This window comes from Paracoccus aminovorans, assembly GCF_001546115.1.
GTDB classification, from domain to species: Bacteria; Pseudomonadota; Alphaproteobacteria; order Rhodobacterales; family Rhodobacteraceae; genus Paracoccus; species Paracoccus aminovorans_B.
Map to the genome: position 1 here is coordinate 14,415 of NZ_KQ955209.1, position 21,088 is coordinate 35,502.

At 67.4% G+C, this 21,088-nt stretch carries 20 protein-coding genes and 1 pseudogene; 10 read left to right on the forward strand and 11 right to left on the reverse strand.

Annotated elements, in window-relative coordinates:
* Both cydB and ASV56_RS22770 read left to right on the forward strand, forming a co-directional pair.
* Complete coding sequence (gene cydB / locus ASV56_RS12060; RefSeq protein ID WP_062562346.1) at positions 1-1,005, forward strand: cytochrome d ubiquinol oxidase subunit II; 1,005 nt, start codon at positions 1-3, stop codon at positions 1,003-1,005.
* Entirely contained in the window at positions 1,005-1,121 is a 117-nt protein-coding gene (locus tag ASV56_RS22770; protein ID WP_082724821.1) for a DUF2474 family protein, read from the forward strand. Before cydB ends, ASV56_RS22770 begins: the two co-directional genes overlap by 1 nt.
* 140 nt (positions 1,122-1,261) lie before the next feature.
* Here the strand turns inward: ASV56_RS22770 and rarD are convergent, their stop codons facing one another.
* On the reverse strand, positions 1,262-2,194 hold the full coding sequence (gene rarD, locus ASV56_RS12065; protein ID WP_062562347.1) for an EamA family transporter RarD: 933 nt from the start codon (positions 2,192-2,194) through the stop codon (positions 1,262-1,264).
* Between the two features lie 47 nt (positions 2,195-2,241).
* Here rarD and ASV56_RS25045 point away from each other — a divergent pair.
* Together ASV56_RS25045 and ASV56_RS12070 are read left to right on the forward strand one after the other, a co-directional pair.
* Positions 2,242-2,331: pseudogene (locus ASV56_RS25045) on the forward strand (IS5/IS1182 family transposase); the annotation flags it as partial.
* A 113-nt stretch (positions 2,332-2,444) separates the two neighbouring features.
* Entirely contained in the window at positions 2,445-3,476 is a 1,032-nt protein-coding gene (locus ASV56_RS12070) for an IS110 family RNA-guided transposase (RefSeq protein WP_062560594.1), read from the forward strand.
* A 330-nt stretch (positions 3,477-3,806) separates the two neighbouring features.
* Here the strand turns inward: ASV56_RS12070 and ASV56_RS12075 are convergent, their stop codons facing one another.
* Genes ASV56_RS12075 through ASV56_RS12085 form a run of 3 tightly spaced genes read right to left on the reverse strand, consistent with a single transcriptional unit; the run spans position 3,807 to position 8,747 of the window.
* Positions 3,807-4,919: an ABC transporter permease gene (locus ASV56_RS12075; RefSeq protein WP_062562348.1), complete on the reverse strand. Its 1,113-nt coding sequence runs from the start codon at positions 4,917-4,919 to the stop codon at positions 3,807-3,809.
* Position 4,920: 1 nt separating this feature from the next.
* Positions 4,921-7,683 carry a ribosome-associated ATPase/putative transporter RbbA gene (rbbA, locus tag ASV56_RS12080; protein ID WP_216635388.1) on the reverse strand — a complete coding sequence of 921 codons (2,763 nt, stop codon included), beginning with the start codon at positions 7,681-7,683 and terminating at the stop codon, positions 4,921-4,923.
* Positions 7,680-8,747 carry an HlyD family secretion protein gene (locus ASV56_RS12085; protein WP_062562350.1) on the reverse strand — a complete coding sequence of 356 codons (1,068 nt, stop codon included), beginning with the start codon at positions 8,745-8,747 and terminating at the stop codon, positions 7,680-7,682. The genes rbbA and ASV56_RS12085 overlap by 4 nt, the downstream gene beginning before the upstream one ends.
* 240 nt (positions 8,748-8,987) lie before the next feature.
* Here ASV56_RS12085 and ASV56_RS12090 point away from each other — a divergent pair, with 240 nt between their 5' ends.
* From ASV56_RS12090 to ASV56_RS23580, 3 genes are read left to right on the forward strand one after another with little or no spacing between them, the layout of a single operon-like run.
* On the forward strand, positions 8,988-9,599 hold the full coding sequence (locus ASV56_RS12090; RefSeq protein WP_062562351.1) for a TetR/AcrR family transcriptional regulator: 612 nt from the start codon (positions 8,988-8,990) through the stop codon (positions 9,597-9,599).
* Positions 9,596-11,368: a PHA/PHB synthase family protein gene (locus tag ASV56_RS12095; RefSeq protein WP_062562352.1), complete on the forward strand. Its 1,773-nt coding sequence runs from the start codon at positions 9,596-9,598 to the stop codon at positions 11,366-11,368. The genes ASV56_RS12090 and ASV56_RS12095 overlap by 4 nt, the downstream gene beginning before the upstream one ends.
* Positions 11,369-11,375: 7 nt before the next feature.
* Positions 11,376-11,555, forward strand: a complete 180-nt coding sequence (locus tag ASV56_RS23580; RefSeq protein WP_156429148.1) for a hypothetical protein — start codon at positions 11,376-11,378, stop codon at positions 11,553-11,555.
* Positions 11,556-11,914: 359 nt separating this feature from the next.
* Here the strand turns inward: ASV56_RS23580 and ASV56_RS12100 are convergent, their stop codons facing one another.
* Both ASV56_RS12100 and epmA read right to left on the reverse strand, forming a co-directional pair.
* Entirely contained in the window at positions 11,915-13,195 is a 1,281-nt protein-coding gene (locus ASV56_RS12100; protein ID WP_062562353.1) for a lytic murein transglycosylase, read from the reverse strand.
* Between the two features lie 146 nt (positions 13,196-13,341).
* Positions 13,342-14,388: an EF-P lysine aminoacylase EpmA gene (epmA, locus tag ASV56_RS12105; RefSeq protein WP_062562354.1), complete on the reverse strand. Its 1,047-nt coding sequence runs from the start codon at positions 14,386-14,388 to the stop codon at positions 13,342-13,344.
* 120 nt (positions 14,389-14,508) lie between these two features.
* Between epmA and efp the strand changes: the two genes are divergently transcribed.
* Positions 14,509-15,075 carry an elongation factor P gene (efp, locus tag ASV56_RS12110; protein ID WP_062562355.1) on the forward strand — a complete coding sequence of 189 codons (567 nt, stop codon included), beginning with the start codon at positions 14,509-14,511 and terminating at the stop codon, positions 15,073-15,075.
* 56 nt (positions 15,076-15,131) lie between these two features.
* On the opposite strand, the gene ASV56_RS23585 is transcribed toward efp, so the two are convergent.
* Both ASV56_RS23585 and argC read right to left on the reverse strand, forming a co-directional pair.
* Positions 15,132-15,299, reverse strand: a complete 168-nt coding sequence (locus tag ASV56_RS23585) for a hypothetical protein (protein WP_156429149.1) — start codon at positions 15,297-15,299, stop codon at positions 15,132-15,134.
* 114 nt (positions 15,300-15,413) lie between these two features.
* Positions 15,414-16,442, reverse strand: coding sequence for an N-acetyl-gamma-glutamyl-phosphate reductase (argC, locus tag ASV56_RS12115; RefSeq protein WP_062562356.1), 1,029 nt, complete (start codon positions 16,440-16,442; stop codon positions 15,414-15,416).
* A 479-nt stretch (positions 16,443-16,921) separates the two neighbouring features.
* Here argC and panB point away from each other — a divergent pair, with 479 nt between their 5' ends.
* Both panB and panC read left to right on the forward strand, forming a co-directional pair.
* Positions 16,922-17,752 carry a 3-methyl-2-oxobutanoate hydroxymethyltransferase gene (panB, locus tag ASV56_RS12120; RefSeq protein ID WP_062562357.1) on the forward strand — a complete coding sequence of 277 codons (831 nt, stop codon included), beginning with the start codon at positions 16,922-16,924 and terminating at the stop codon, positions 17,750-17,752.
* Positions 17,749-18,597 carry a pantoate--beta-alanine ligase gene (gene panC, locus ASV56_RS12125; protein ID WP_062562358.1) on the forward strand — a complete coding sequence of 283 codons (849 nt, stop codon included), beginning with the start codon at positions 17,749-17,751 and terminating at the stop codon, positions 18,595-18,597. Before panB ends, panC begins: the two co-directional genes overlap by 4 nt.
* Positions 18,598-18,635: 38 nt before the next feature.
* On the opposite strand, the gene ASV56_RS12130 is transcribed toward panC, so the two are convergent.
* The 3 genes from ASV56_RS12130 to ASV56_RS12140 are packed head-to-tail and all read right to left on the reverse strand — an operon-like array spanning position 18,636 to position 20,955.
* The gene (locus tag ASV56_RS12130; RefSeq protein WP_062562359.1) at positions 18,636-19,970 is read right to left on the reverse strand and encodes a sensor histidine kinase; all 1,335 of its coding nucleotides are present in this window, start codon (positions 19,968-19,970) and stop codon (positions 18,636-18,638) included.
* A complete protein-coding gene (locus tag ASV56_RS12135; RefSeq protein ID WP_062562360.1) occupies positions 19,967-20,644 on the reverse strand; it encodes a response regulator transcription factor in 678 nt (225 codons plus the stop codon). The genes ASV56_RS12130 and ASV56_RS12135 overlap by 4 nt, the downstream gene beginning before the upstream one ends.
* Positions 20,644-20,955, reverse strand: a complete 312-nt coding sequence (locus ASV56_RS12140; protein ID WP_062562361.1) for a PepSY domain-containing protein — start codon at positions 20,953-20,955, stop codon at positions 20,644-20,646. Before ASV56_RS12140 ends, ASV56_RS12135 begins: the two co-directional genes overlap by 1 nt.
* Positions 20,956-21,088 lie beyond the last annotated feature (133 nt).

Here is a 21,088-nt window from a genome sequence, read left to right on the forward strand (position 1 = left end):
ATGGAAAGCATCGACCTGACCGTCGTCTGGGCGCTGATCATCGGCTTTGCGGTCTTCGCCTATGTGGTCATGGACGGGTTCGACCTGGGCATCGGCATCCTGTTCCCGACGCTGAAGGTCGGCGAAGAGCGCGACCAAGCGATGAACTCCATCGCGCCGGTCTGGGACGGCAACGAGACCTGGCTGGTGCTGGGCGGCGGAGGGCTGATGGCGGCCTTTCCGCTGGCCTATGCCATCATCCTGCCGGCGACCTATCCGCTGATGATCGCCATGCTGCTGGGCCTGATCTTTCGCGGCGTCGCCTTCGAATTCCGCTGGCGCGATCCCCGCCACCGTGCCTTCTGGGATCTGGCCTTCACCGCCGGTTCGGTGGTGGCGGCGCTGTCGCAGGGCATCGCGCTTGGCGCCATCCTGCAGGGCATCCGGGTCCGGGAGGGTGCCTATGCCGGCGGCTGGCTGGACTGGCTCAGCCCGTTCAGCCTGCTGACCGGGGTGGCGCTGCTGACGGGCTATGCGGCGCTCGGCGCGGCCTGGCTCAACTGGAAGACCGAGGGCGGCGCCCAGAGCCACGCCCGTCGCATGGTGCATCTGCTTGTCCCGGCCATGATCGCCATGCTGATCGCGGTCAGCGCCGCGACGCCCTTCCTGAATTACGACTACTGGCGGCGCTGGTTCGACGTCCCGGGCGTGCTGCTGACGGCGCAGGTGCCGCTGCTGGTCGCGATCTGCGCCTTCGTGCTGCTGCGCAGCCTGGCCGCCGGGGCCGAGCGGCTGCCCTTCCTGATGCTCCTTGCCCTGTTCCTGCTGTGCTTCATCGGGCTGGGCATCAGCATCTTTCCCTATGCGGTGCCGCGCTCGGTGACGATCTGGGCCGCGGCCGCGCCGCCGCGCAGCCAGTCCTTCATGCTGGCCGGCGCCGTGTTCATCATCCCGATCATCCTGGCCTATACCGGCTGGGCCTATTGGGTGTTCCGCGGCAAGGTCGGAACGCACGGCTACCATTGATGGCGGGCGAGGCTGCGCTGTGGAAGCGGCTGGCCTGGATGGCCGCGATCTGGACCGCCAGCGTCCTGACCCTTGGCCTTGTGGCCATGGTCATCCGGTGGGTGCTTGCACCGTGAACCTCCGCACCTGACGATTACCGGTCACCTCCGAGCTTCATGCTGACCGGTTTCTCTATCGGGGATATGTGGCGCGAGAGACGGCTCGCCGGAATGTGCCGCCGGTCCTACCGCAAGTCCGGCACGACGACGGAGCCGGCCTATTGCATCCGGCCGGTCACCCTGGCCTTGCGGCGCGCGGCACCATATTGCCGCCACAACCCCAGGGAATACAGCACCAGTGCCGCCCAGATCAGCGGAAAGGCGATCCGCCGCGACTGGTCGAACGGCTCGCCGAAGACCAGCACCGCGCAGAGAAAGATCAGCGTCGGCGCGATATATTGCAGGATGCCGACGGTGGACAGCCGCACCAGCTTGGCGCCATTGGCATAGAGCATCAGCGGCACCGCCGTGACCACGCCGCAGCCCAGCAAGAGCAGCGTGTCGGCGCCCGAACCCACGCCGAAATGCGACTGCCCGGTCAGCGCCAGCCACAGCAGGATGGCCGCCGCAAAGGGACAGAGCACCAGGACCTCGAGCGTGAAGCCCTGGTTGGGGCCGAGCGGCAGGCTCTTCTTGCAATAGGCGTAGATGCCCCAGGACAGGGTCAGCCCCAGCGCCACCAGCGGCAGGCGGCCGGCCTGCACGGTCATGATGACGACCGCGGCCGCCGCCAGCGCGATGGCCATGCGCTGCGTCCGGCCCAGGCGCTCCTTCAGCAGCACCGCCCCCAGGAAGACGCTGAACAGGGGATTGATATAGTAACCCAGCGCCGCCTCCATCGCGTGATCGTTGGCGATGGCCCAGACATAGATCAGCCAGTTGGCCGAGATCAGCATGGCCGTCAGCACCGCCATGGCCAGCAGGCGCGGCGTGCGCAGGGCCGCGATCACCTCGGCCGCGCGCCCTTGCCAGATCAGCACCGCCGCCGCGATGGGCAGCGACCAGATCACCCGATGGGCGACGACCTCGATCGGCGGCACATGCGCCAGCGCCTTCATGTAAAGCGGCAGAAAGCCCCACAGGACATAGGTCAGGATCACCAGGACCAGGCCACGGGGGGAATCGCTGTCGGGATCGGCAGGGCTGCTCATAGCGGTTGCATAGGCTGCAATCCGCGACTGCACCAGAGGCGGCGGCGCGCGGTTCCGCGAAGCGATCTGCGCGCGTGCCCGAAGGGGTCTTCCTGTCTGCCGTCGCTCTCGCCGCAACCGTCATGTTCTGGCTATGACACGTGAACGAGATGCCGTAACGGGGCCTGCGTCGCGACCCGCCCGTTACCGTTGCAAGATTGAGGGCAAGCTGGCGCCATTCCCGTATCGGATCTACATGGAGGACTGCGGGATGAAGCTGTTTGTCGGGCTGGATGTGTCGCTGGAGAAGACCGCGATCTGCGTGATCAGCGAGCATGGGAAGATCGTGAAGGAGGCGCAGGTGGCCAGCGAGCCCAAAGCGCTGTCGTGCTGGATCTGCGACCAGGACGGCGCAATTGCCGCCGTCGGGCTTGAGGCTGGCCCCTTGTCGCAGTGGCTGCATCGCGGGTTGTCAGATGCGGGACTACCTGTCGTTCTAATGGAAACCAGACAGGTAAAAGGCGCCCTGAAGGCCATGCCGATCAAGACGGACCGGCGGGATGCAGAGGGTATTGCACGTCTGATTCATCTTGGTTGGTTCCGACCCGTTCATTGCAAATCGGTGTCTGCACAGGAGGTTAGAGCGGTGCTCAGCGCTCGTAAGGCTGTGCAACAAGGGTTTATCACGCTGGAAATGTCACTGCGCGGGCTGCTGCGGAACTTCGGGCTCAAGGTTGGCACCATATCCCGCGGCAGGTTCGAACAGCGTATCCGCGAACTGGCGGCGGGCAACCCGATGCTGGAAGCGGCAACCGAACCCATGCTTCGCGCGCGCGCGGCGCTGCGGCGAGAGCTGGCGGGTCTTGAACGCAATGTCCGTCAACTCTCCCAGGAAGATCCGGTCTGTCGTCGGCTGATGTCGATGCCCGGGATCGGCGCCGTCGTGGCGTTGACCTATCGATCCGCTGTCGATGATCCCGCCCGCTTCACATCCTCGAAGAAGGTCGGACCATGGGTCGGCCTGACGCCGTCTCGCAACCAGTCGGGCGAGCGCGACATCTCGGGCGGGATCACCAAGGCAGGCGACGTCAACCTTCGACGCGCGCTGTGCCAGGCCGCAACCGTCATGATGCATCGTGGACGGGCGAGCTGGCTGCGAACCTGGGCGGCAAAACTTGCGCGCCGTCGGGGTGCCAAGCGCGCGATGGTTGCGCTGGCCCGCCGCATCGCCGTGATCCTGCACCGGATGTGGAAGGATGACACCGACTTCCGTTTTGACATTCCCGTGCTTCATGCCGGCTGAAGACACAGATTCCAGACTGCTGCCCGCCTGATCGCGGGCCTTCGAGGTCCCCACGGGACGCGGTTCCGGTGATGCCGTGCTCAGGACTGATGCCGATCGTATCGAGCACGCCAATGAGATGGGCACATCGGAATTGCATTGAACCAGCATCATGTTGGCAGCCACAGCGCTGACCACGGACCGAAGCATGCACCCGGGTCGATCTCAGGCGAAGGCTGCCGAACAGGGAAGCAGATCACTTTCTCAAAGAACAAGACCGCGCGCTCCGGCGGCACATCCCGTATGCGCAAAACCGCTTGACTGGGACGACCCCGTTACCGAAGTCCTGACCTAGCGCAAAAAGCTGCGGAACCGGTGCAACGAGAACCGGAACAGCACCAGCCCGATCAGGAACAGCGCCAGGAACTGCGGCCACACCACGCCAAGCCCTGCGCCGCGGAACAGGATCGACTGCGACAGCATCATGAAATGCGTGTTCGGCGCGGCCAGCATGATGGTCTGGATGACCTCGGGCATGCTCTCGCGCGGCGTGACGCCGCCCGACAGCACCTGAAGCGGCAGCAGCACCAGCATCAGCAGCAGCCCGAACTGCGGCATGGACCCGGCGACCGTAGCCAGGAATATCCCCAGGCTGGTCGTGGCGAACAGGTGCAGCGCCGCCCCGGCCAGGAACAGCAGGATCGAGCCCTGTACGGGCACCGCCAGCGCGCCCTTTACGACAAAGACCAGCGCGAAGCCCGAGGCCAGCAGCACCACCAGCGCCATGGACCAGATCTTGCTGACCATGATCTCGGTCGGCGTGACGGGCATCACCAGCAGATGTTCGATGGTGCCATGCTCGCGTTCGCGGATCAGCGCGGCGCCGGTCAGGATGATCGACAGCATGGTGACCGAGGAAATCACGTTCGAGATGGCGCCGAACCAGCCCTTGTTCAGTTCCTGGTTGAAGCGGGCGCGCAGGTTCAGCGCCACCGGCACGGTGGCCTGGCTGCGATGGCGGTCCAGGAATTCGCTGATCTCGCTGGTGACGATGGACTGGACATAGCCGCCGCCGCTGAAGGCCTGGCTCATGCGGGTGGCGTCCACGTTCAGCTGGATGGTGGGCACGCGCCCGGCCAGCAGGTCGCGCTGGAAATCGGGCGGGATGTTCAGCGCGAAAGTGTCGGTTCCCGCGTCCAGCCGGCTGTCCATTTCCTGCGCCGTAATCAGGTGCGGCGGCACGAAATAGGGCGGGTAGAAGGCGGTGATGATGCGGGATGAGACCGGCGACTGGTCCTCGTCCACGATGGCGATGGCGGCCTGGTTCAGCGTTTCCGGCATCGCCTTGGCCGCGGTATAGATCGCCAGCGAGAAGGCATAGACGATCAGCACCAGCAGCACCGGGTCGCGCATCAGCCGGCGCAGCTCCTTGATCCCCAGTTTCAGGACATTGGCCATGCTCATGTCAGCTTGCCTGTTTCTTGAGGAAAAGAACGCCGGCACCCAGCAGGACCGGCACGGCGATCAGCAGCGGCAGGAAGGCCCCGGCCAAGTCGGCAAAGTCCAGCCCCTTGGAGAAGGTGCCGCGGGTGATCGTCACGAAATAGGTTGTCGGATAGATCCGGCCGATGAAGGCCCCCAGCCCCTGCAAGGACGACACCGGGTCGATCAGGCCGGAATACTGCACCGCCGGGATCAGCGTTATCAGCGCGGTGGCGAACAGCGCCGCGATCTGGCTGTCGATGAAGGTCGAGATGACCAGCCCCATGCCGGTGGTGATGAAGGAATACAGCAGCGCCGCCGCCACCAGCGTGGCGAAGCTGCCGGTGAAGGGCACGCGGAAGACGAAGACCGCGAAAGCCGCCAGCATCAGGAAATTCAGGAAGGCCAGCGCGATATAGGGCATCTGCTTGCCCAGCAGGAACTCGGCCCTGGACACCGGCGTGACATAGAAGTTGATGATCGAGCCCAGTTCCTTTTCCCGCACCACGCTCAGCACCGCCAGCATGGCCGGGATCATCAGCAGCAGCAGCGGGATGACGGCGGGCACCATGGCGACAAGGCTTTGCACATCGGGGTTATAGCGATAGCGCAGGGCCAGCTGAAAATTGCCCTGCGTCGCGGCGTCGCCGTAAAGCTCGCGCGATTTCTGGGTCAGCCAGGCGGCGTGCATCCCCTGGACATAGCCGCGGACGGTCTCGGCCCGCGTCGGCATGGCGCCGTCGATCCAGGCGGCGATTTCGACCGCGCGCCCGCGGGTGGCGTCGCGGCCAAAGCCGGGCGGGATCTCGATGGCCAGGCTGATCTCGCCATTGCGCATCCGCCGGTCCATGTCGTCGTAATCGGTGATCGGCGGCTGCTCGGTGAAATAGCGCGAGCCCGAGAGTTGCAGCACATAGTCGCGGCTGACGGTGGTGTCGTCGCGGTCGAGGACGGCAAAGCTGAGATCCTCGACATCCATGTTAACGCCATAGCCGATCACGAACATCAACAGCACGCTGCCGATGATCGCCAGCGTCGCCCGGATCGGGTCGCGGCGCAATTCCAGCGCCTCGCGCCGGGTATAGGCCAGCATGCGCCGCAGGTCGAAAAACCGCCGCGCGGGCGCAGGTGCGGGTGGCGCGCGCCCGGCTGCCGGTCCGGCCGGCGGGGCAGGGGCTGCGGCCGGCGCTTCGGGGGGCGTGCCGATCGCCTCCTCCAGACAGGCGACGAAAGCCTGTTCCAGCGTCCCGGCCCCGCGGCTTTGCACGATGGCGGCAGGCGTGTCGCTGACCAGCACCTTGCCGGCGTGCATCAGCGAAATGCGGTCGCAAAGCTCGGCTTCGTTCATGAAATGGGTCGAGACGAAGATCGTCACATTGTCCTTGCGCGACAGGTCCGAGAGAATCTGCCAGAAGCCGTCGCGCGCCACCGGGTCCACGCCCGAGGTCGGCTCGTCCAGGATCAGGATTTCCGGCGAATGGATCAGCGCCACCGCCAGCGACAGCCGCTGGCGGATGCCCAGCGGCAGCGCGTCGGGCAGCGTATCCATGACCTCGGTCAGGTCGAAGCGCCCGGCCAGTTCCGCGATCCGCGGCCCGATCGCGCCGGCGGCTATGCCGAACAGTTCCGCGTGCAATTGCAGGTTCTGCCGCACCGTCAGTTCCGTATACAGCGAGAACGCCTGGCTCATGTAGCCGACGCGGCGGCGCACGGCGATGTCGTCGGGATCGACCTCGGCCCCGAACAGCCGCGCGGTGCCTTCGCTGGCGGGCAAAAGGCCGGTCAGCACCTTCATCGTGGTGGTCTTGCCGCAGCCGTTCGAGCCCAGGAAGCCGAAGATTTCCCCGCGCGGGATGCGGAAGCTGACATTGTCCACGGCGGTGAAGTCGCCGAAGCGGACGGTGACGCCCCGGGCCTCGATCGCGATGTCCTGGTCGGCGGTGGCGGGGCGGGGCGGGATCACGACCTCGTGGTGGTCCTTGCGCGCGGTCTCGGGCAGCAGGGCGATGAAGGCGGCGTCCAGACTGGCGGCGCCGGTCTGCTGCAACAGCGCGTCGGGCGCGCCGGTCGCCAGCACCTGCCCGTCGTTCATCGCCACCAGCCAGTCGAAGCGCGCGGCTTCCTCCATATAGGCGGTGGCGACGATGACGCTCATCCCCGGCCGGTCGCGGCGGATGTCGTCGATCAGCTGCCAGAACTGGCGGCGGGACAGCGGGTCCACGCCGGTGGTCGGCTCGTCCAGGATCAGCAGGTCCGGGTCGTGGATCAGCGAGCAGCACAGGCTGGTCTTCTGCTTCATCCCGCCCGACAGCTTGCCGGCTGGACGGTCCGAAAAGGCCGACATGCCGGTGCGGGCCAGCAATTCCTGAATGCGGCGTTCGCGCTCGGCCCGGTCATGGCCGAACAGCCGCCCGAAGAAGTCGATGTTCTCGAACACCGAAAGCGTCGGATAAAGGTTCTTGCCCAGACCCTGCGGCATATAGGCGATGCGGGGAAAGGCGGCCTGGCGGTGGCGGGCATCGGCAATGTCGCCGCCCAGCACCGCGACGCGGCCGGACTGCAGCACGCGGGCCCCGGCGATCAGCGACAGCAGGCTGGACTTGCCCACCCCGTCCGGCCCGATCAACCCGACCATGCAGCCGGCGGGCACATCCAGCGTCACGTCCCGCAAAGCGCGGGTCTTGCCATAGGACAGGCCGACGCCCTGAACCCGGACCACCGGCCCCGCTTCCCCCGCCGGGATCATTGCACGGTTTCCGCCAGTTCGGTCGGCCATTCGGCGGCGGGGTCGATCTTGACATAGGCCATGCCGGGCAGCCCGGTCTTGACCTGCTGGACGTGTTTGCCCAGCAATTCGGGCGAAACCTTGGCCTTGATGCGGAACATCAGCTTCTGGCGCTCCTCCTCGGTTTCGACGGTCTTGGGGGTGAACTGGGCCACGTCGGCCACGAAGCTGACGCGGGCGGGGATGACATATTGCGGCGCCGCGTCCAGCACGATGCGGACATCGCTTCCCAGCGCCACCCGTCCCGCCTGCGAGGTCGGCAGGAAGAAGGTCATATGGACATTCCCCACATCGACCAGCGACAGCACCCGGCCGCCGGCGCCCAGAACCTCGCCCGGCTCGGCGACGCGATACTGGATGCGGCCGGCGCGCGGCGCGGTCAGCGTGCTGTCGTCGATGTCCGAGACGATGCTGGCGACCGCGGCCTCGGCGGCGCCGACGGCGGCCTCGGCATCGACCACCTGCGCGCGGGCGGCGTTGATCCCGGCTTCGGTCGCGGCCAGCTGGGCCTTCGCGGCCTCGACTGCTGCCCTGGCGCCCTGCCGGGTGGCGCGGTCGTCGTCCAGCACCTGCTGGCTGGTCGCGTTGCTCCGGGCCAGCTGCTCGCTGCGGGCCAGCCGGCGGTCGGCGGCGTCCAGCTGCGCCTCGCGCTGCGCGACCACGGCCGCGGCTGCCTCGCGCTCGGCCTCGCGTTGCAGGATCTGGATCTTCGCGGTGTCCACGCCGATCCGCGCCCGCTTCAGCTCGGCCTCGGCCTGCAGGCGCTTGCTGTCCAGCTGGACGGTGTCCATCCGGGCCAGCGGCTGGCCGGCCTCGACGAAATCGCCTTCGTCGGCAAGGATTTCCTTCAGCCGGCCCGCCGTCCGGGTCGAGATGTCGATTTCCACCGCCTCGATGCGGCCATTGCCGCCGGCCAGTCCCGAAGGCAGGCCGGCCGCGCCCAGCCGTTGCCAGGCCAGCCAGGCGCCCGCGACGATGATGATGGCAACGGCGGCCAGCAGCCACCTTCTGGAATTGGACTTCATGGCAGCACCCTCTTGGTTCGGAGCCGTTCGTTTCCGGGGCGTTCGATCCGCGGCTGGCTTGCCGCCGCAGCCGCGCCCGCGACCCTTCGATGATTCGCCATGCTCGTCTCCTGCTTGCGATCCCGGCAGAGGTGACATGCCCGCGAAAAATGCGCCGCACCTTGATCCAGGACAACAACGGTTGACTGCGTTCGAGTTTACCAAATGCGGTATTGGCAACCTGATCCCGCGAGTCCCCCGATGCGCCGCGCCCCGGCCCCCGATCTGCACGCAATTCCCGTCCGCGCCCGCATTCTGCAGGCAGCGGTCCAGCGGTTTGCACGGAATTCCTACGAGGAAACCGGCTTGCGCGACATCGCCGCCGATGCCGGTGTCGACGTCGCTTATGCGCACCGCTGCTTCGGGTCCAAGGAACAGCTGTTTGCGCAGGCCGTCCTGGCCTCGACCGGAATGCAGCATGTCCTGGCCGAAGAGCCGCGCGACCTGAGCCGTCACCTGTCCGCGCAGGTGTTCCACCGCGACGGGCAGGCGACGCCCAGGGAAATCGGGCCGCTGGACATCATCATCCATTCCTTGTCCAGCCCGGCGGCGTCCCGCGTGGTGCGCGACTGCATCATGCGCGAATTTGTCGCACCCCTCGGGGCGCGGCTGGACGATCCGGCGGCGATGCGGGCCGCTGTCATCGCCGCGCTGCTGGCCGGTGTCGGCATCTTGCGCAACGTTCTGGAGATCGCGCCGCTGCGCGAGGGCGCGGGCGGCGACCTCGACCACCTGTTGGCAACCACGATCGCCCATATCGGCGGCCTGCCTGCCGGCGCGGCCGCGGGCGCAGAGGAGGACCCGGACAAATGACGAAGAACCTGCCGCAATCCCCGCAGGGACAGGACGGAACCCTTGGCTTCGAAGCGTTCCGCAGCATGGACCGGATGCGCGAGGCGCTGGCCGCGCAGATGACCGGCGGCCTGTCGCCGGCGGCGCTGGCGCTGGCGGTGTTCGACTGGTCCATCCATCTGGCGATGGCGCCGGGCAAGCGCCTGGAACTGGCCTACAAGGCGATGACCAAGCTCCAGCGGCTGGCGACCCATATGGCCGCCGCCCGGCTGTGCCCCGACACCCCGCCCTGCATCGAGCCCTTGCCGGGGGACCACCGCTTCCGGGCCGAGGGCTGGCAAAAGCAGCCATGGCGTTTCTGGTCGCAGGCGTTCCTGCTGAACCAGCAATGGTGGCACAATGCCACGCGCGAGGTGCCCGGCGTCACCCCCCACCATGAGGAGGTGATCTCTTTCGCCGCCCGGCAATGGCTGGACATCTTTTCGCCCTCGAACAATCCCTTCGGCAACCCCGAGGTGATCGGCAAGGCGCTGGCCACCGGCGGCGCCAATTTCGTGCAGGGGTTCCAGAACTGGCTGGAGGATGCCAGTCGGCTGGCGGCGGGCCAGCCGTCCGCCGGGACCGAGGATTTCGTCGTCGGCCGCAACGTCGCCGGCACGCCGGGGCAGGTGGTCTGGCGCAACCACCTGATCGAGCTGATCCAGTATGCCCCCGCGACCGAAACGGTCCGGCCCGAGCCGGTCCTGATCGTCCCGGCCTGGATCATGAAATACTATATCCTCGACCTGTCGCCGCAGAACTCGCTGATCCGCTATCTGGTCGGGCAGGGGCATACGGTGTTCTGCATCTCGTGGCGCAACCCGACCGCCGAGGACCGCGACCTGACCATGGACGACTATCGCCGGCTGGGGGTGATGGCGGCGCTGGATGGGATCAACGCCATCGTGCCGGGACAAAAGGTCCACGCCGCGGGCTACTGCCTGGGCGGCACGCTGCTCTCCATCGCTGCGGCGGCCATGGCGCATGCCGGGGACGACCGGCTGGCCTCGCTCACGCTGCTGGCGGCGCAGACGGATTTCACCGAGCCGGGCGAACTGGCGCTGTTCATCGACCACAGCCAGATGCATTTCCTGGAAAGCATGATGTGGAACCGCGGCTATCTGTCGGCGGACCAGATGGCGGGGGCCTTCCAGCTCTTGCGCAGCAACGACCTGATCTGGTCGCGGCTGGTCCACGACTATCTGATGGGCGAGCGCACGCCGATGTTCGACATCATGGCCTGGAATGCCGATTCGACCCGGATGCCCTACCGGATGCACGCCGAATATCTGCAGCGGCTTTACATCGACAACGAACTGGCCAGCGGCCGGTTCATGGTCGACGGCCGGCCCGCGGCGTTGCAGAACATCCGCGTGCCGCTGTTCGTGGTGGGAACCGAGCGCGACCACATGGCGCCCTGGCCCTCGGTCTACAAGGTCCACCAGCTTTGCGACACCGACATCACCTTCGTGCTGACCGGCGGCGGCCACAATGCCGGCATCCTCAGCGAGCCGGGCACCGGGCACCGGCATTTCCGCGTGGCGCTGAAGCGGATGGCCGATCCCTATCTGGCTCCCGCCGAATGGCTGGAAAGCGCGGCCGAGAAGGAGGGCTCGTGGTGGCTCGAATGGGCGGACTGGTTGGCGGCGCAATCCTCCGGCCCGCAGGTTCCGCCCCCCGGCGCGGGCGCGCCCGAGCGCGGTTATCCGGCGCTGGCCGCTGCGCCCGGCACCTATGTCCTGCAACGATGAGGCGGCCATGGGCGATCCGATCCGCAACCGCGCCTGCGGCCGTCGCTATCGACGTGGTGCGCTCGATGCAGGCTTACGACCACGGCGGCAAGGCGCGAGCGGGCGGCCATGCTGCAAGACATGGCGCGCCGGGCTGGACCTCGCGACCGTCAAGGATGCGCTGCAATCTATCGATTGGGCGGATTGATGACATAAAGCTGAACCCCGGCAAAGCGCATCCCAGCTGTTCAGTCCCGGCATCTGGTGGATCGGGTTTAGGATGAATTTGTCCGGCTCGGATGGATGAATCCCGGTTGTTCGACAATAGAACCGCCGCCCTTCCGCAAGGATTTTCCGATAACCAGAGTTATGTAAAATAAACTGTGCTGCGCATCCTGCCGGCCACGACCTGCCCAAAATGCCAGCTTCACATCCGGCGCCCGGCGCGCGACAAAAGGATCATGTCGGTCAGCGGTGCGCTTGTTGTGGTGGTAAGCGGTCCCAAGTCGTTCCGACGCGAAACGGGCGAAGGTTGTGGTGGCCTTCGCCCGTTCGTCATTCCTGCCGTCAACCGCGGCGCAGCTGCTCCAGCAGCGCGGCCGAGGGCGTGCCGGTCGGCGGCAGCCCGCGCGAGGTCTGATAGGCCCGGATCGCGTTGATGGTGTTCGAGCCGACATTGCCGTCCACGCCTTGGGTGTCGAAACCGCGCGCGGTCAGCAGGCGCTGCATCTCCTTGCGCTGCTCGATGCGCAGGCCGGGGTGGCTGGCCGGCCACGGGTTCGCCAGTCCCGGATAGCCTTTCAGCCGGTCGGCCAGATGCGCCACCGCCAGCGCATAGCTGTCGGCGTTGTTGTAGCGCAGGATGGCGTGGAAGTTGCGGGTGATCAGGAAGGCCGCGCCGTCGGCGCCGCCGGGAATCAGCATCTCGGTCGAGGCACCGGCCGGCGGCAAGGGCCGCGAGGTGGCCTGGCGGATGCCCAGCGACTGCCATTCCGAAACCGAGCGCCGCTTGCCCTTGCCGGCAAGGCCGATGTTAAAGCCGGCGGGCAGCGTCACCTCGACCGCGGCCGGCAGGCCGGGCTGCCAGCCGGATTTCGCCAGGTAATTCGCCGTCGAGGCCAGGGAATCCGACGGGTCGTTCGACCAGATGTCACGGCGGCCATCGCCCGTGAAATCAACGGCATAGGCCAGATAGGTCGTCGGAATGAACTGGGTATGCCCCATGGCGCCGGCCCAGCTGCCGGTCATATGGGCGGGGTCGATATCGCCCGCTTGCAGGATCTTCAGCGAGGCCATCAACTGGCTGCGGAAGAAATCGCCGCGATATCCCTCATAGGACAAGGTGGACAGCGCCTCGATCAGCGGCAGGTCGCCACGCCGCTCGCCATAGGTCGATTCCATGCCCCAGACCGCGGCGACGATCTCCTTGTCGACGCCATAGGTCGCCTCGACGCGGCTCAGCACGCCGCCATATTGCCCCAGCGCGGCGCGGCCGTTGGTCTGGCGCTTTTCCGAGACCGCGTTTTCCAGATATTCCCAAAGGGATTTCTTGAACTCGGCCTGGTTCTGGCTGCGCTTGACCACCTCGGGGTTGTAGACCACGTCGCGGAAGGCGAAATCCAGCGTGCTGTCGCTGATGCCCTGGGCGCGCGCATTGGCCTTGAAGCCGGCGATCCACTGGTTCAGCCCGGCGACCTTGGCCGGCGGCGGGTTCTGGTTGCGGCCCCATTTGATCTCCTGGCTCTGCTGCGGCACGCCACCGCGCGGGGAGTACATCCCGCCGCTGCATCCGCCCAGAACCAAGGCCAAAGCCGTCAAAGTGGCTGTCAGTCGCAATGAAAACCGCATTCCCCTGCCCCTCGCGCATGTGTTTTTTTCAACCTAGCGTTCCCGTGATCGGGCCGAAAGGCGAAATCACGGCGGCGGCAAGGCGTCGCGCATCCGCGGCCGCGCCGCATCTCGAAAAAACATCAACTGTCGCGTGCAACAGGTTGTTATTGCGCCAGTGGCGTCCAGATCACCTCGTCGATGCGTGGCGCGCCGGTGGCCAGCATCACCAGCCGGTCGAATCCCAGCGCGCAGCCCGAGGCCGGCGGCATCTGCGCCAAGGCCGCCAGGAAATCCTCGTCCAGCGGATAACGCTCGCCGTAGATTCGGGCCTTTTCCTGCATCTCAAGTTCAAACCGGCGGCGCTGTTCGGCGGGATCGGTCAACTCACCGAAGCCATTCGCCAGTTCGACGCCGCAGGCGTAAAGCTCGAAGCGTTCGGCCTCGCGCGGCTCGTCGCTTGCCGGCCGGGCCAGTGCGGCCTCGGCGGCGGGATAGCGGTCCAGGATCAGCGGCCGGCCCTGGCCCAGATGCGGCTCGACTTTCTCGACCAGGATCCGTGACAGCATGTCGGACCAGCTATCGTCGGCACCAAGGCGGATGCCCTGCCCCTCGGCCTGGGCGCGCAAGCCGGCGGCATCGGTCTCGGCGCCGTCGCAGGTCGCGAGCAGGTCGATGCCGGCATGTTCGCGAAACGCCTCGGCCACGCTCATCACCTGCGGCGCGGCGAAAGGGTCGCATTCCATATCGTGGAACCGCAGCATTTCGGCCCCGGCAGCCTCGGCGGCCAGCCGCAGATACTGCGCGCAATCCTCGAAAAGCACGCGATAATCCTCTCCGGCGCGATACCATTCCAGCATGCAGAACTCGGGGCTGTGCAGCCGGCCGCGCTCGCGGTTGCGCCAGACATGGCTGAAGGCGAAGATGCGCGCCTCACCCGCCGCCAGCAGCTTCTTCATGGCGAATTCCGGGCTGGTATGCAGATACATCGGCCGGGGCTGGCCGTCGTTGCCGATCTGCCGGGTCTCGAACGCATGCAGATGCGCCTCGTTTCCGGGGCTCACGGCCAGGGCCAGCGGATCGACCTCGGTGAAATCCTGGGCCTCAAGCCAGTCTCGGATGGCGCGCTGGATGCGGTTGCGGGCCAGAAGCAGCGGCCGGCGGCCGGCGTGGCGGTCGCGGTCCCACCAGGGCGTTTCAGGGGCGGTTTTCATCGCAGACCTCGTTTTTCGCCGCTTGCGACTGGCGCAAAGCCGCGCGAGGCGCTAAGGGAAACCATCATCGCCGGCATAGCCGGCGCGTCGGAATTTGAAAAGCAGGCAAGGGAAACCGCCTTGAAAGTTATCGCCTCCAGCCTTCGCAAAGGCAATGTCGTCGAGATCGACGGCAAGCTTCATGTCGTCCTGACGGCGACCAACTTCCACCCCGGCAAGGGCACGCCGACGACGCAGGTCGACCTGCGCCGCATCTCGGACGGCAACAAGGTCTCGGAACGCTGGAAGACCACCGAACAGGTCGAGCGTGCCCATGTCGACGAACGCGCCTACAACTTCCTCTACGAGGACGGCGAGGGCTTCCATTTCATGGAGCCGGAAAGCTATGAGCAGGTCGTCGTCTCGCCCGACGTGGTCGGCGACGACAAGGTGTTCCTGGAGGACGGCATCAGCGTTTTCCTGCAGGTCCATAACGGCGTCGCCATCGCCATCGAACTGCCGCAGAAAGTCACCGTCGAGGTGGTCGAGACCGAGCCGGTGGTCAAGGGCCAGACCGCCTCGTCCAGCTACAAGCCGGCGATGGCGCATAACGGCGTGCGCATCATGGTGCCGCCGCATATCGGCGTCGGCACCAAGGTGATCATCAACACCGCCGACCTGACCTATGTGGAACGCGCCAAGGCCTGAGGTCTTGACGGGCGCATGACGGGCGGGGCCGCGAGGCCCTGCCCTTTTTCATGGCCTCACGGGGTCGTCGCGGCGCCGACGGTGGCCCCGGCCACGGCGCCGACGGGTCCGGCCACCACCGCGCCACCGATGCCGCCGGTCGCGGCGCGTTCGGTGGCATTGTCGCCGCAGGCGGCCAGCGCCAGCACCATGACGGAAGCGGCAGTCGCAAACAGGCTACGCATTCCAGATCCTCCTCTGCTGCGGCGACATGCCGCCGCCGCTCTGGCAACAAGACGCGCAGGGAAGGCCCGGGGTTCCCGGGAAAACGCGGAAGAAAGCGCCGCAGGCCGCTGGGTTCAGGGGAAGATCGGCGCCAGCATCAGCCCTTCGGTCTCGGGCAGGCCCAGCATCAGGTTCGCGTTCTGCACCGCCTGCCCCGAGGAACCCTTGCACAGGTTGTCCAGCGTCGAGACCACCAGCGTGCGGCCCGAAATGCGGTCCCCGGTCACGCCGATATGGCAGAAGTTCGAGCCCTGCACATGCGCCATCGCCGGCAACTGGCCAAAGGGCAGCACCACGACAAAGGGCTCGTCGGCGTAAGCCTGGGCCAACGCGGCATGGACCGCCTGCGGCTCGCCCTTCAGATAGCACGAGGCCAGGATGCCGCGGTTCACCGGCACAAGATGCGGGGTGAACTGGATCTGCACCGGCCGGCCGGCCAGCAGCGAGAATTCCTGATCGAACTCGCCCAGGTGGCGGTGCTTGCCGCCCTGGGAATAGCCGGCCACATCCTCGGAGCGTTCAGCAAACAGCATGTTTTCCTTGAGCGACCGCCCTGCCCCGGACACGCCGTTCTTCAGGTCGCAGATGATGTCGTCGAGGTCGATCAGCCCCGATCCGATCAGCGGCCGCAGCGCGAATTGCACGGTGGCGGCGTTGCAGCCGGTGCCGGCGACCAGCCGCGCACCCTTGATCTGGTCGCGATAGAATTCGGTCAGGCCATAGACCGCCTGCGGCTGGACCTCGGGCGCGGCATGGTCGAGCCCGTACCATTTCTTGTATTCCGCCGGGTCGCGCAGCCGGAAATCGGCGCCCAGGTCGACGATCTTCACATCGCCCGGGATCTGCCCGACCAGCGGCTGGCTGAGCCCATGCGGTAGGGCGCAGAACACCAGGTCAATGGCCGAGAAGTCGATCTCTTCCATCCGGACCAGCGCCGGCAGGTTCAGGTGACGCAGATGCGGAAAGACCGTGTCATAGCCCTGCCCCGCCTTGCGGTCGGCCGACAGCGCCGCGACCTCGATCGAGGGATGCGTGGCGAGGATCCGCACGAGTTCGGCGCCCGTATAGCCCGAGGCGCCCAGGATGGCAGCTTTCAGCGTCATGTCGTGATCCCGAGGAAACTGGCCGCGCAGGCGCGGCGCTGGTTGTCAGGCCCGCGGGGGCCGAAAACCGGCACTAGGCCCGGGCTTCCGGCATGTCAAGCCGCCGGCCAGGTTGCAGGGCACGCCCGTTTGCACGAATGCGCGCGCCGCTCGTTGTCATTTTCTTGAGAAATAGGATAAATAATCAAGTTCAACTAGCGGAAAATGCTATATAAACTTCAGACCTCTTGCAGATGAGGTCGCTGACAGCGCGCCAATGGCAGTCCCGTCGGCACTGCCATGCTCGCTTCGGTCCGTTCGACGAAACTTATCCTGTTGAATTTATTTATTAAAGTTGAGAACTCGGCAGGGCGCATGAAGGACGAGGCTTCTTTTCGTGCGCAGGAATGCTGCATCTGCATCATTTTATTGCGAGACATGGCGGAAGGAATCAAATATTCGGGCAGCGGCCGCCGAGGCCTTGGATAACGGAGGAACTGATGAGCGCGACACCCGAGCGCAAGGCCCGGCTGAGCCCCGGCGACATCCGCGCCCGCGAGGGCATCCAGCCCGTGGTCTGCCTGACCGCCTATACCACGCCCATGGCGCAACTGGTGGACGCGCATTGCGACGTGACCCTGGTCGGCGACAGCCTGGGCATGGTGCTGCACGGCTTGCCCTCGACCCTGGGCGTGACCATGGAGATGATGATCCTGCACGGCAAGGCGGTGATGCGCGGTGCCACGCGCTCTTGCGTGGTCGTGGACATGCCCTTCGGCAGCTACGAGGAAAGCCCCGAGCAGGCGTTCCGCAATGCCGCGCGGCTGCTGGCCGAGACCGGCTGCCAGGCGGTGAAGCTCGAGGGCGGGCGGCACATGGCCGAGACGGTCGGCTTCCTGGTCGCGCGCGGCATCCCGGTCATGGGCCATGTCGGGTTGACGCCGCAATCGGTCAACACGCTGGGCGGCTACAAGGTGCAGGGCCGCAGCCATCACGAGGCCGACCGCATCGCCGTCGATGCCGCGGCACTGGCCGATGCCGGCGCCTTCGCCGTGGTGCTGGAGAAACTGCCGAGCGCGCTTGGCGCCCGCATCAGCGCCGAGATCGCGGTGCCGACCATCGGCATCGGCGCCGGGGTGGATTGCGACGGCCAAGTGCTGGTGGTCGATGACATGCTGGGGCTGTTCTCGGACTTCCGGCCGAAATTCGTCAAGCGCTATGCCGAACTGGGCGAAGCGGCCGGGGCTGCCATCGCCGCCTATGCCGAGGAGGTGCGCGCCCGCGCCTTCCCCGGCCCCGAGCACGGCTTCGCCGAGGGCAAGCCGGAATGACCACGCCCATCATCCGGCCGCTGGCCGAGCTCAGCGCCCTGGTCCGGGGCTGGAAGGCCGCAGGCGAGACCATCGGCGTGGTGCCGACCATGGGCGCCCTGCACGAGGGGCACCTGAGCCTGGTCCGAGCCGCGAAAGCCGGCTGCGACCGGGTGATCGTGACGCTGTTCGTCAACCCGCGCCAGTTCAACAATGCCGAGGATTTCGCCAAATATCCCCGCACCGAACATGCCGATGCCGCGCTGCTGGCGCCGTTGTCGGTCGATGCGCTGTTCGTGCCGGACGCGGCCGAGATCTATCCGCCGGACCACGCCACGGTGGTCTCGGTCTCGGGCGTGACCGCGCCTTTGGAAGGCGCCCATCGGCCCGGGCATTTCGACGGCGTGGCGACGGTGGTGACACTGCTTCTGAACATGACCGGCGCCGACCGGGCCTATTTCGGCGAGAAGGACTGGCAGCAATTGCAGCTGGTGCGCCGGCTGGTCGCCGACCTGAAGCTGCCCTGCGAGATCGTGCCCTGCCCCTGCGTGCGGGCCGAGGACGGGCTGGCCTTGTCCTCGCGCAACCAGCGGCTGGACCCCGAGGCGCGCGCCCGCGCCGCCGCCCTGCCGCAGGCGCTGTTCGCGGCCGCGCGGGCGATCGAGGCGGGCGCCGAGCCAGAGGCGGCTCTGGCCGAGGCGCGCGCCGGGCTGGACGCGGCGGGCATCGGCCCGGTCGATTACCTGGAGCTGCGCGACGGCGAGAGCCTGGGCCCGGCCCGGCCCGGGCAACCGGCGCGGCTGCTGGTCGCGGCCTGGCTGGACGGCGTGCGGCTGATCGACAATGTCGCGGTGGCGACCGGCTGAAGCGTCGCCGGAGTATTTGGAAAACGGTGAAAATCCGGTCAGGGCATGAGGTCGAAGCGCAGCTCGGCCAGGAAACCGGGCTGGGCGTTTTGCAGGCTCAGCTCGCCCTGGGCGGCGTCGGTGATGTCGGCCACCATGGCCAGGCCGATGCCCTGGCCCTGGCCGCTGGGATCGAGGCTGAGGCCGCGCCGGGTCAGGCTGGCAAGCTCGGCCTCGGCGACGCCGGGGCCGTCGTCGCGGATGGCGATGACGAGGCGCGGGGCTTCGGCGCGGACGGTAATCTGCACGCGGCTGCGGGCATGGCGCATGGCGTTCTCCATCAGCGCGCCCATGGCCTCGGTCAGGTCGCCCGGGTCGATGCGGGCGCGCAGCCCGGGCGCGGCGTCGAGCTGCCAGTCGAGTCCGGCGCCCGCCGGCGTGCGGCGCAGCACGCCGATCAGCTTGCCGGCGATCTCGGCCGGGACGGCGCCGCTGGCCGGGCCTGCGGTCTGGATCCGGGCCCGGGCCAGCTCGCGGTCGACGTGGCGGCGCATTTCGGTGGCAATGGTCTCGATGCTGCGCGCGAGTTCCGTTTCGCCCCGGCCGCGCAATTGCGCGGCATCGCCCAGAAGGGCCTGGAGCGGGGTCTTGAAGCCATGCGCCAGATTGGCCGCGCGGTGGCGGGCGCGTTCCAGTTCCTGGTCGCGGGCGTCGAGCAGGCTGTCGATCTGGTTGGCGAGCGGCGTCACCTCGGTCGGCAGGTCCCGGCCCATGCGCGGCCGGGTGCCGGCAACCAGCCCCGCCACCCGGGCGCCGACCTGGGCCAGCGGGCGCAGGCCGATGGTGATCTGCACCCAGCTGGCCAGCAGAAGCGCCAGGCCCAGCAGCGACAGATAGGGCAGCAGATCGCCCAGAAAGCCCTGTTTCGCCAGGGCGAGCCGGCTGCGGTCCTCGGCCACCACGATGCGCAGGGGCAGCGCCGCCGCGCCCTGCCCGACCGCGAGGCTTTGCTCGACCGCCAGGAGCGGCTCGCCGCGCGGGCCGGGCAGGTTCAGCACCCGGCTCTGGCCCGGCGGCAGCGGCCTGCCCTCGAGCGGCAGCGCATAGTCCCAGAGCGAGCGCGAGCGGCGCGTTTCCTCGCCCAGGCTGACCTGCCAGTAATGCCCCGAGAAGGGCTGGTCATAGAGCGGGTCTTCCGGCGGGGCGCGCAGGCTGGCGCCGCGCGGCTCGACCATGGCGGCCAGCGCCAGCGCGCGGTTGCGCAGGTCGGCGGCAGCGACGCGGGCGACATGGCGATCAAAGAGCACCGCGAGGCCCATGCCCGACAGCGCCAGCGCCAGCGCGATGGCGAGCCCGCCCGCCAGCACCAGCCGCCAGCGGATCGAACGCATCATGCCGCCCCCGGGGCCGCGCCGCCCTCCAGGTGATAGCCGAAGCCGCGCCGGGTCGCGATCACGCCGGCGCCGAGCTTGCGGCGCAGCCGGGTGATGACGGCCTCGACGGCATTGGCCTCGCGCGCATCGTCGTCGCCGTAGAGATGTTCCAGCAGCTCGGTCGGCGGCACGGTGCGGTCGCGGTTCAGCGCCAGATAGGCGATCAGCCGGAACTCCAGCGGTGTCAGCGCCACCGGGATGCCGTCGATGGCCGCCGTCATCCGGTTCAGGTCCACGGTCAGCCGGCCGACCTGCTGGGTGGCGGTGCCGCGCCCGCCGGCGCGGCGCACCAGGGCGCGGGCACGGGCGATCAGTTCCTCCATGCGGAAGGGCTTCGGCAGGTAGTCGTCGGCGCCGGCGTCGATGCCCTCGACCCGCTCGGTCCAGCCGCCGCGCGCGGTCAGGATCAGCACCGGGCTTTCGCAGCCCTCGGCCCGCCAGCGCTTCAGCACCGTCAACCCGTCAAGACGCGGCAGGTTCAGGTCCAGCACGATCAGGTCGTAATTCTCGGTCCCGCCGCGAAACCAAGCGGTGTCGCCATCGGCCGCGCCTTCGACCCGGAAGCCTGCCGCGGTCAGCGCGCGTTCCAGATCGGCGGCGATGCGGGCGTCGTCCTCGACCACTAGGGCGCGCATCAGCCGGCGTCCTCGTCGAGGCTGATGATGCGACCGGTGGCCGCGTCGATCTCGACCTCGATCAGCCGGCCGTCGCGCGTCACCAATTCGACCTCGTAGATCAGCATGTCGTCGTCCTGTTCCAGCTCCACATCGACCACCCGGCCGGGATGCGAATCCTGCAACCTGGCGAGCACCTCGGCAAGAGACAGGATCTCGCCGCGCGCGACCGCGTCGCGGGCGAATTCGTAATCGGGCGTCGGGGTGAATTGCGCCCGGGCGGCGACCGGCGGCAGCAACAGGACCAGAAAGAGGGCGATGAGCGGTTTCATGCCTGTCGGATAGCGTGGCGCGACTGACAGCGGCCTGACATTTTGCGACCTGGATCTTCCTGGTCGCGGTGCTGACAGAACGCTGACAGCCCGGGTCAGAGGGCTGTCAGCCAGCCTGTGGCATCAGCAGGAT

Bases quoted from the DNA above. Each gene is read 5' to 3' on its own strand.
- panB (WP_062562357.1), top strand. From the start codon at position 16,922: ATGAGCGCGACACCCGAGCGCAAGGCCCGGCTGAGCCCCGGCGACATC.
- ASV56_RS12100 (WP_062562353.1), bottom strand. From the start codon at position 13,195: ATGCGGTTTTCATTGCGACTGACAGCCACTTTGACGGCTTTGGCCTTG.
- epmA (WP_062562354.1), bottom strand. From the start codon at position 14,388: ATGAAAACCGCCCCTGAAACGCCCTGGTGGGACCGCGACCGCCACGCC.
- panC (WP_062562358.1), top strand. From the start codon at position 17,749: ATGACCACGCCCATCATCCGGCCGCTGGCCGAGCTCAGCGCCCTGGTC.
- ASV56_RS22770 (WP_082724821.1), top strand. From the start codon at position 1,005: ATGGCGGGCGAGGCTGCGCTGTGGAAGCGGCTGGCCTGGATGGCCGCG.
- ASV56_RS12140 (WP_062562361.1), bottom strand. From the start codon at position 20,955: ATGAAACCGCTCATCGCCCTCTTTCTGGTCCTGTTGCTGCCGCCGGTC.
- rbbA (WP_216635388.1), bottom strand. From the start codon at position 7,683: ATGATCCCGGCGGGGGAAGCGGGGCCGGTGGTCCGGGTTCAGGGCGTC.
- ASV56_RS12085 (WP_062562350.1), bottom strand. From the start codon at position 8,747: ATGAAGTCCAATTCCAGAAGGTGGCTGCTGGCCGCCGTTGCCATCATC.
- ASV56_RS12135 (WP_062562360.1), bottom strand. From the start codon at position 20,644: ATGCGCGCCCTAGTGGTCGAGGACGACGCCCGCATCGCCGCCGATCTG.
- ASV56_RS12130 (WP_062562359.1), bottom strand. From the start codon at position 19,970: ATGATGCGTTCGATCCGCTGGCGGCTGGTGCTGGCGGGCGGGCTCGCC.
- ASV56_RS23585 (WP_156429149.1), bottom strand. From the start codon at position 15,299: ATGCGTAGCCTGTTTGCGACTGCCGCTTCCGTCATGGTGCTGGCGCTG.
- cydB (WP_062562346.1), top strand. From the start codon at position 1: ATGGAAAGCATCGACCTGACCGTCGTCTGGGCGCTGATCATCGGCTTT.
- ASV56_RS12090 (WP_062562351.1), top strand. From the start codon at position 8,988: ATGCGCCGCGCCCCGGCCCCCGATCTGCACGCAATTCCCGTCCGCGCC.
- ASV56_RS12095 (WP_062562352.1), top strand. From the start codon at position 9,596: ATGACGAAGAACCTGCCGCAATCCCCGCAGGGACAGGACGGAACCCTT.
- ASV56_RS23580 (WP_156429148.1), top strand. From the start codon at position 11,376: ATGGGCGATCCGATCCGCAACCGCGCCTGCGGCCGTCGCTATCGACGT.
- ASV56_RS12070 (WP_062560594.1), top strand. From the start codon at position 2,445: ATGAAGCTGTTTGTCGGGCTGGATGTGTCGCTGGAGAAGACCGCGATC.
- ASV56_RS12075 (WP_062562348.1), bottom strand. From the start codon at position 4,919: ATGAGCATGGCCAATGTCCTGAAACTGGGGATCAAGGAGCTGCGCCGG.
- argC (WP_062562356.1), bottom strand. From the start codon at position 16,442: ATGACGCTGAAAGCTGCCATCCTGGGCGCCTCGGGCTATACGGGCGCC.
- rarD (WP_062562347.1), bottom strand. From the start codon at position 2,194: ATGAGCAGCCCTGCCGATCCCGACAGCGATTCCCCCCGTGGCCTGGTC.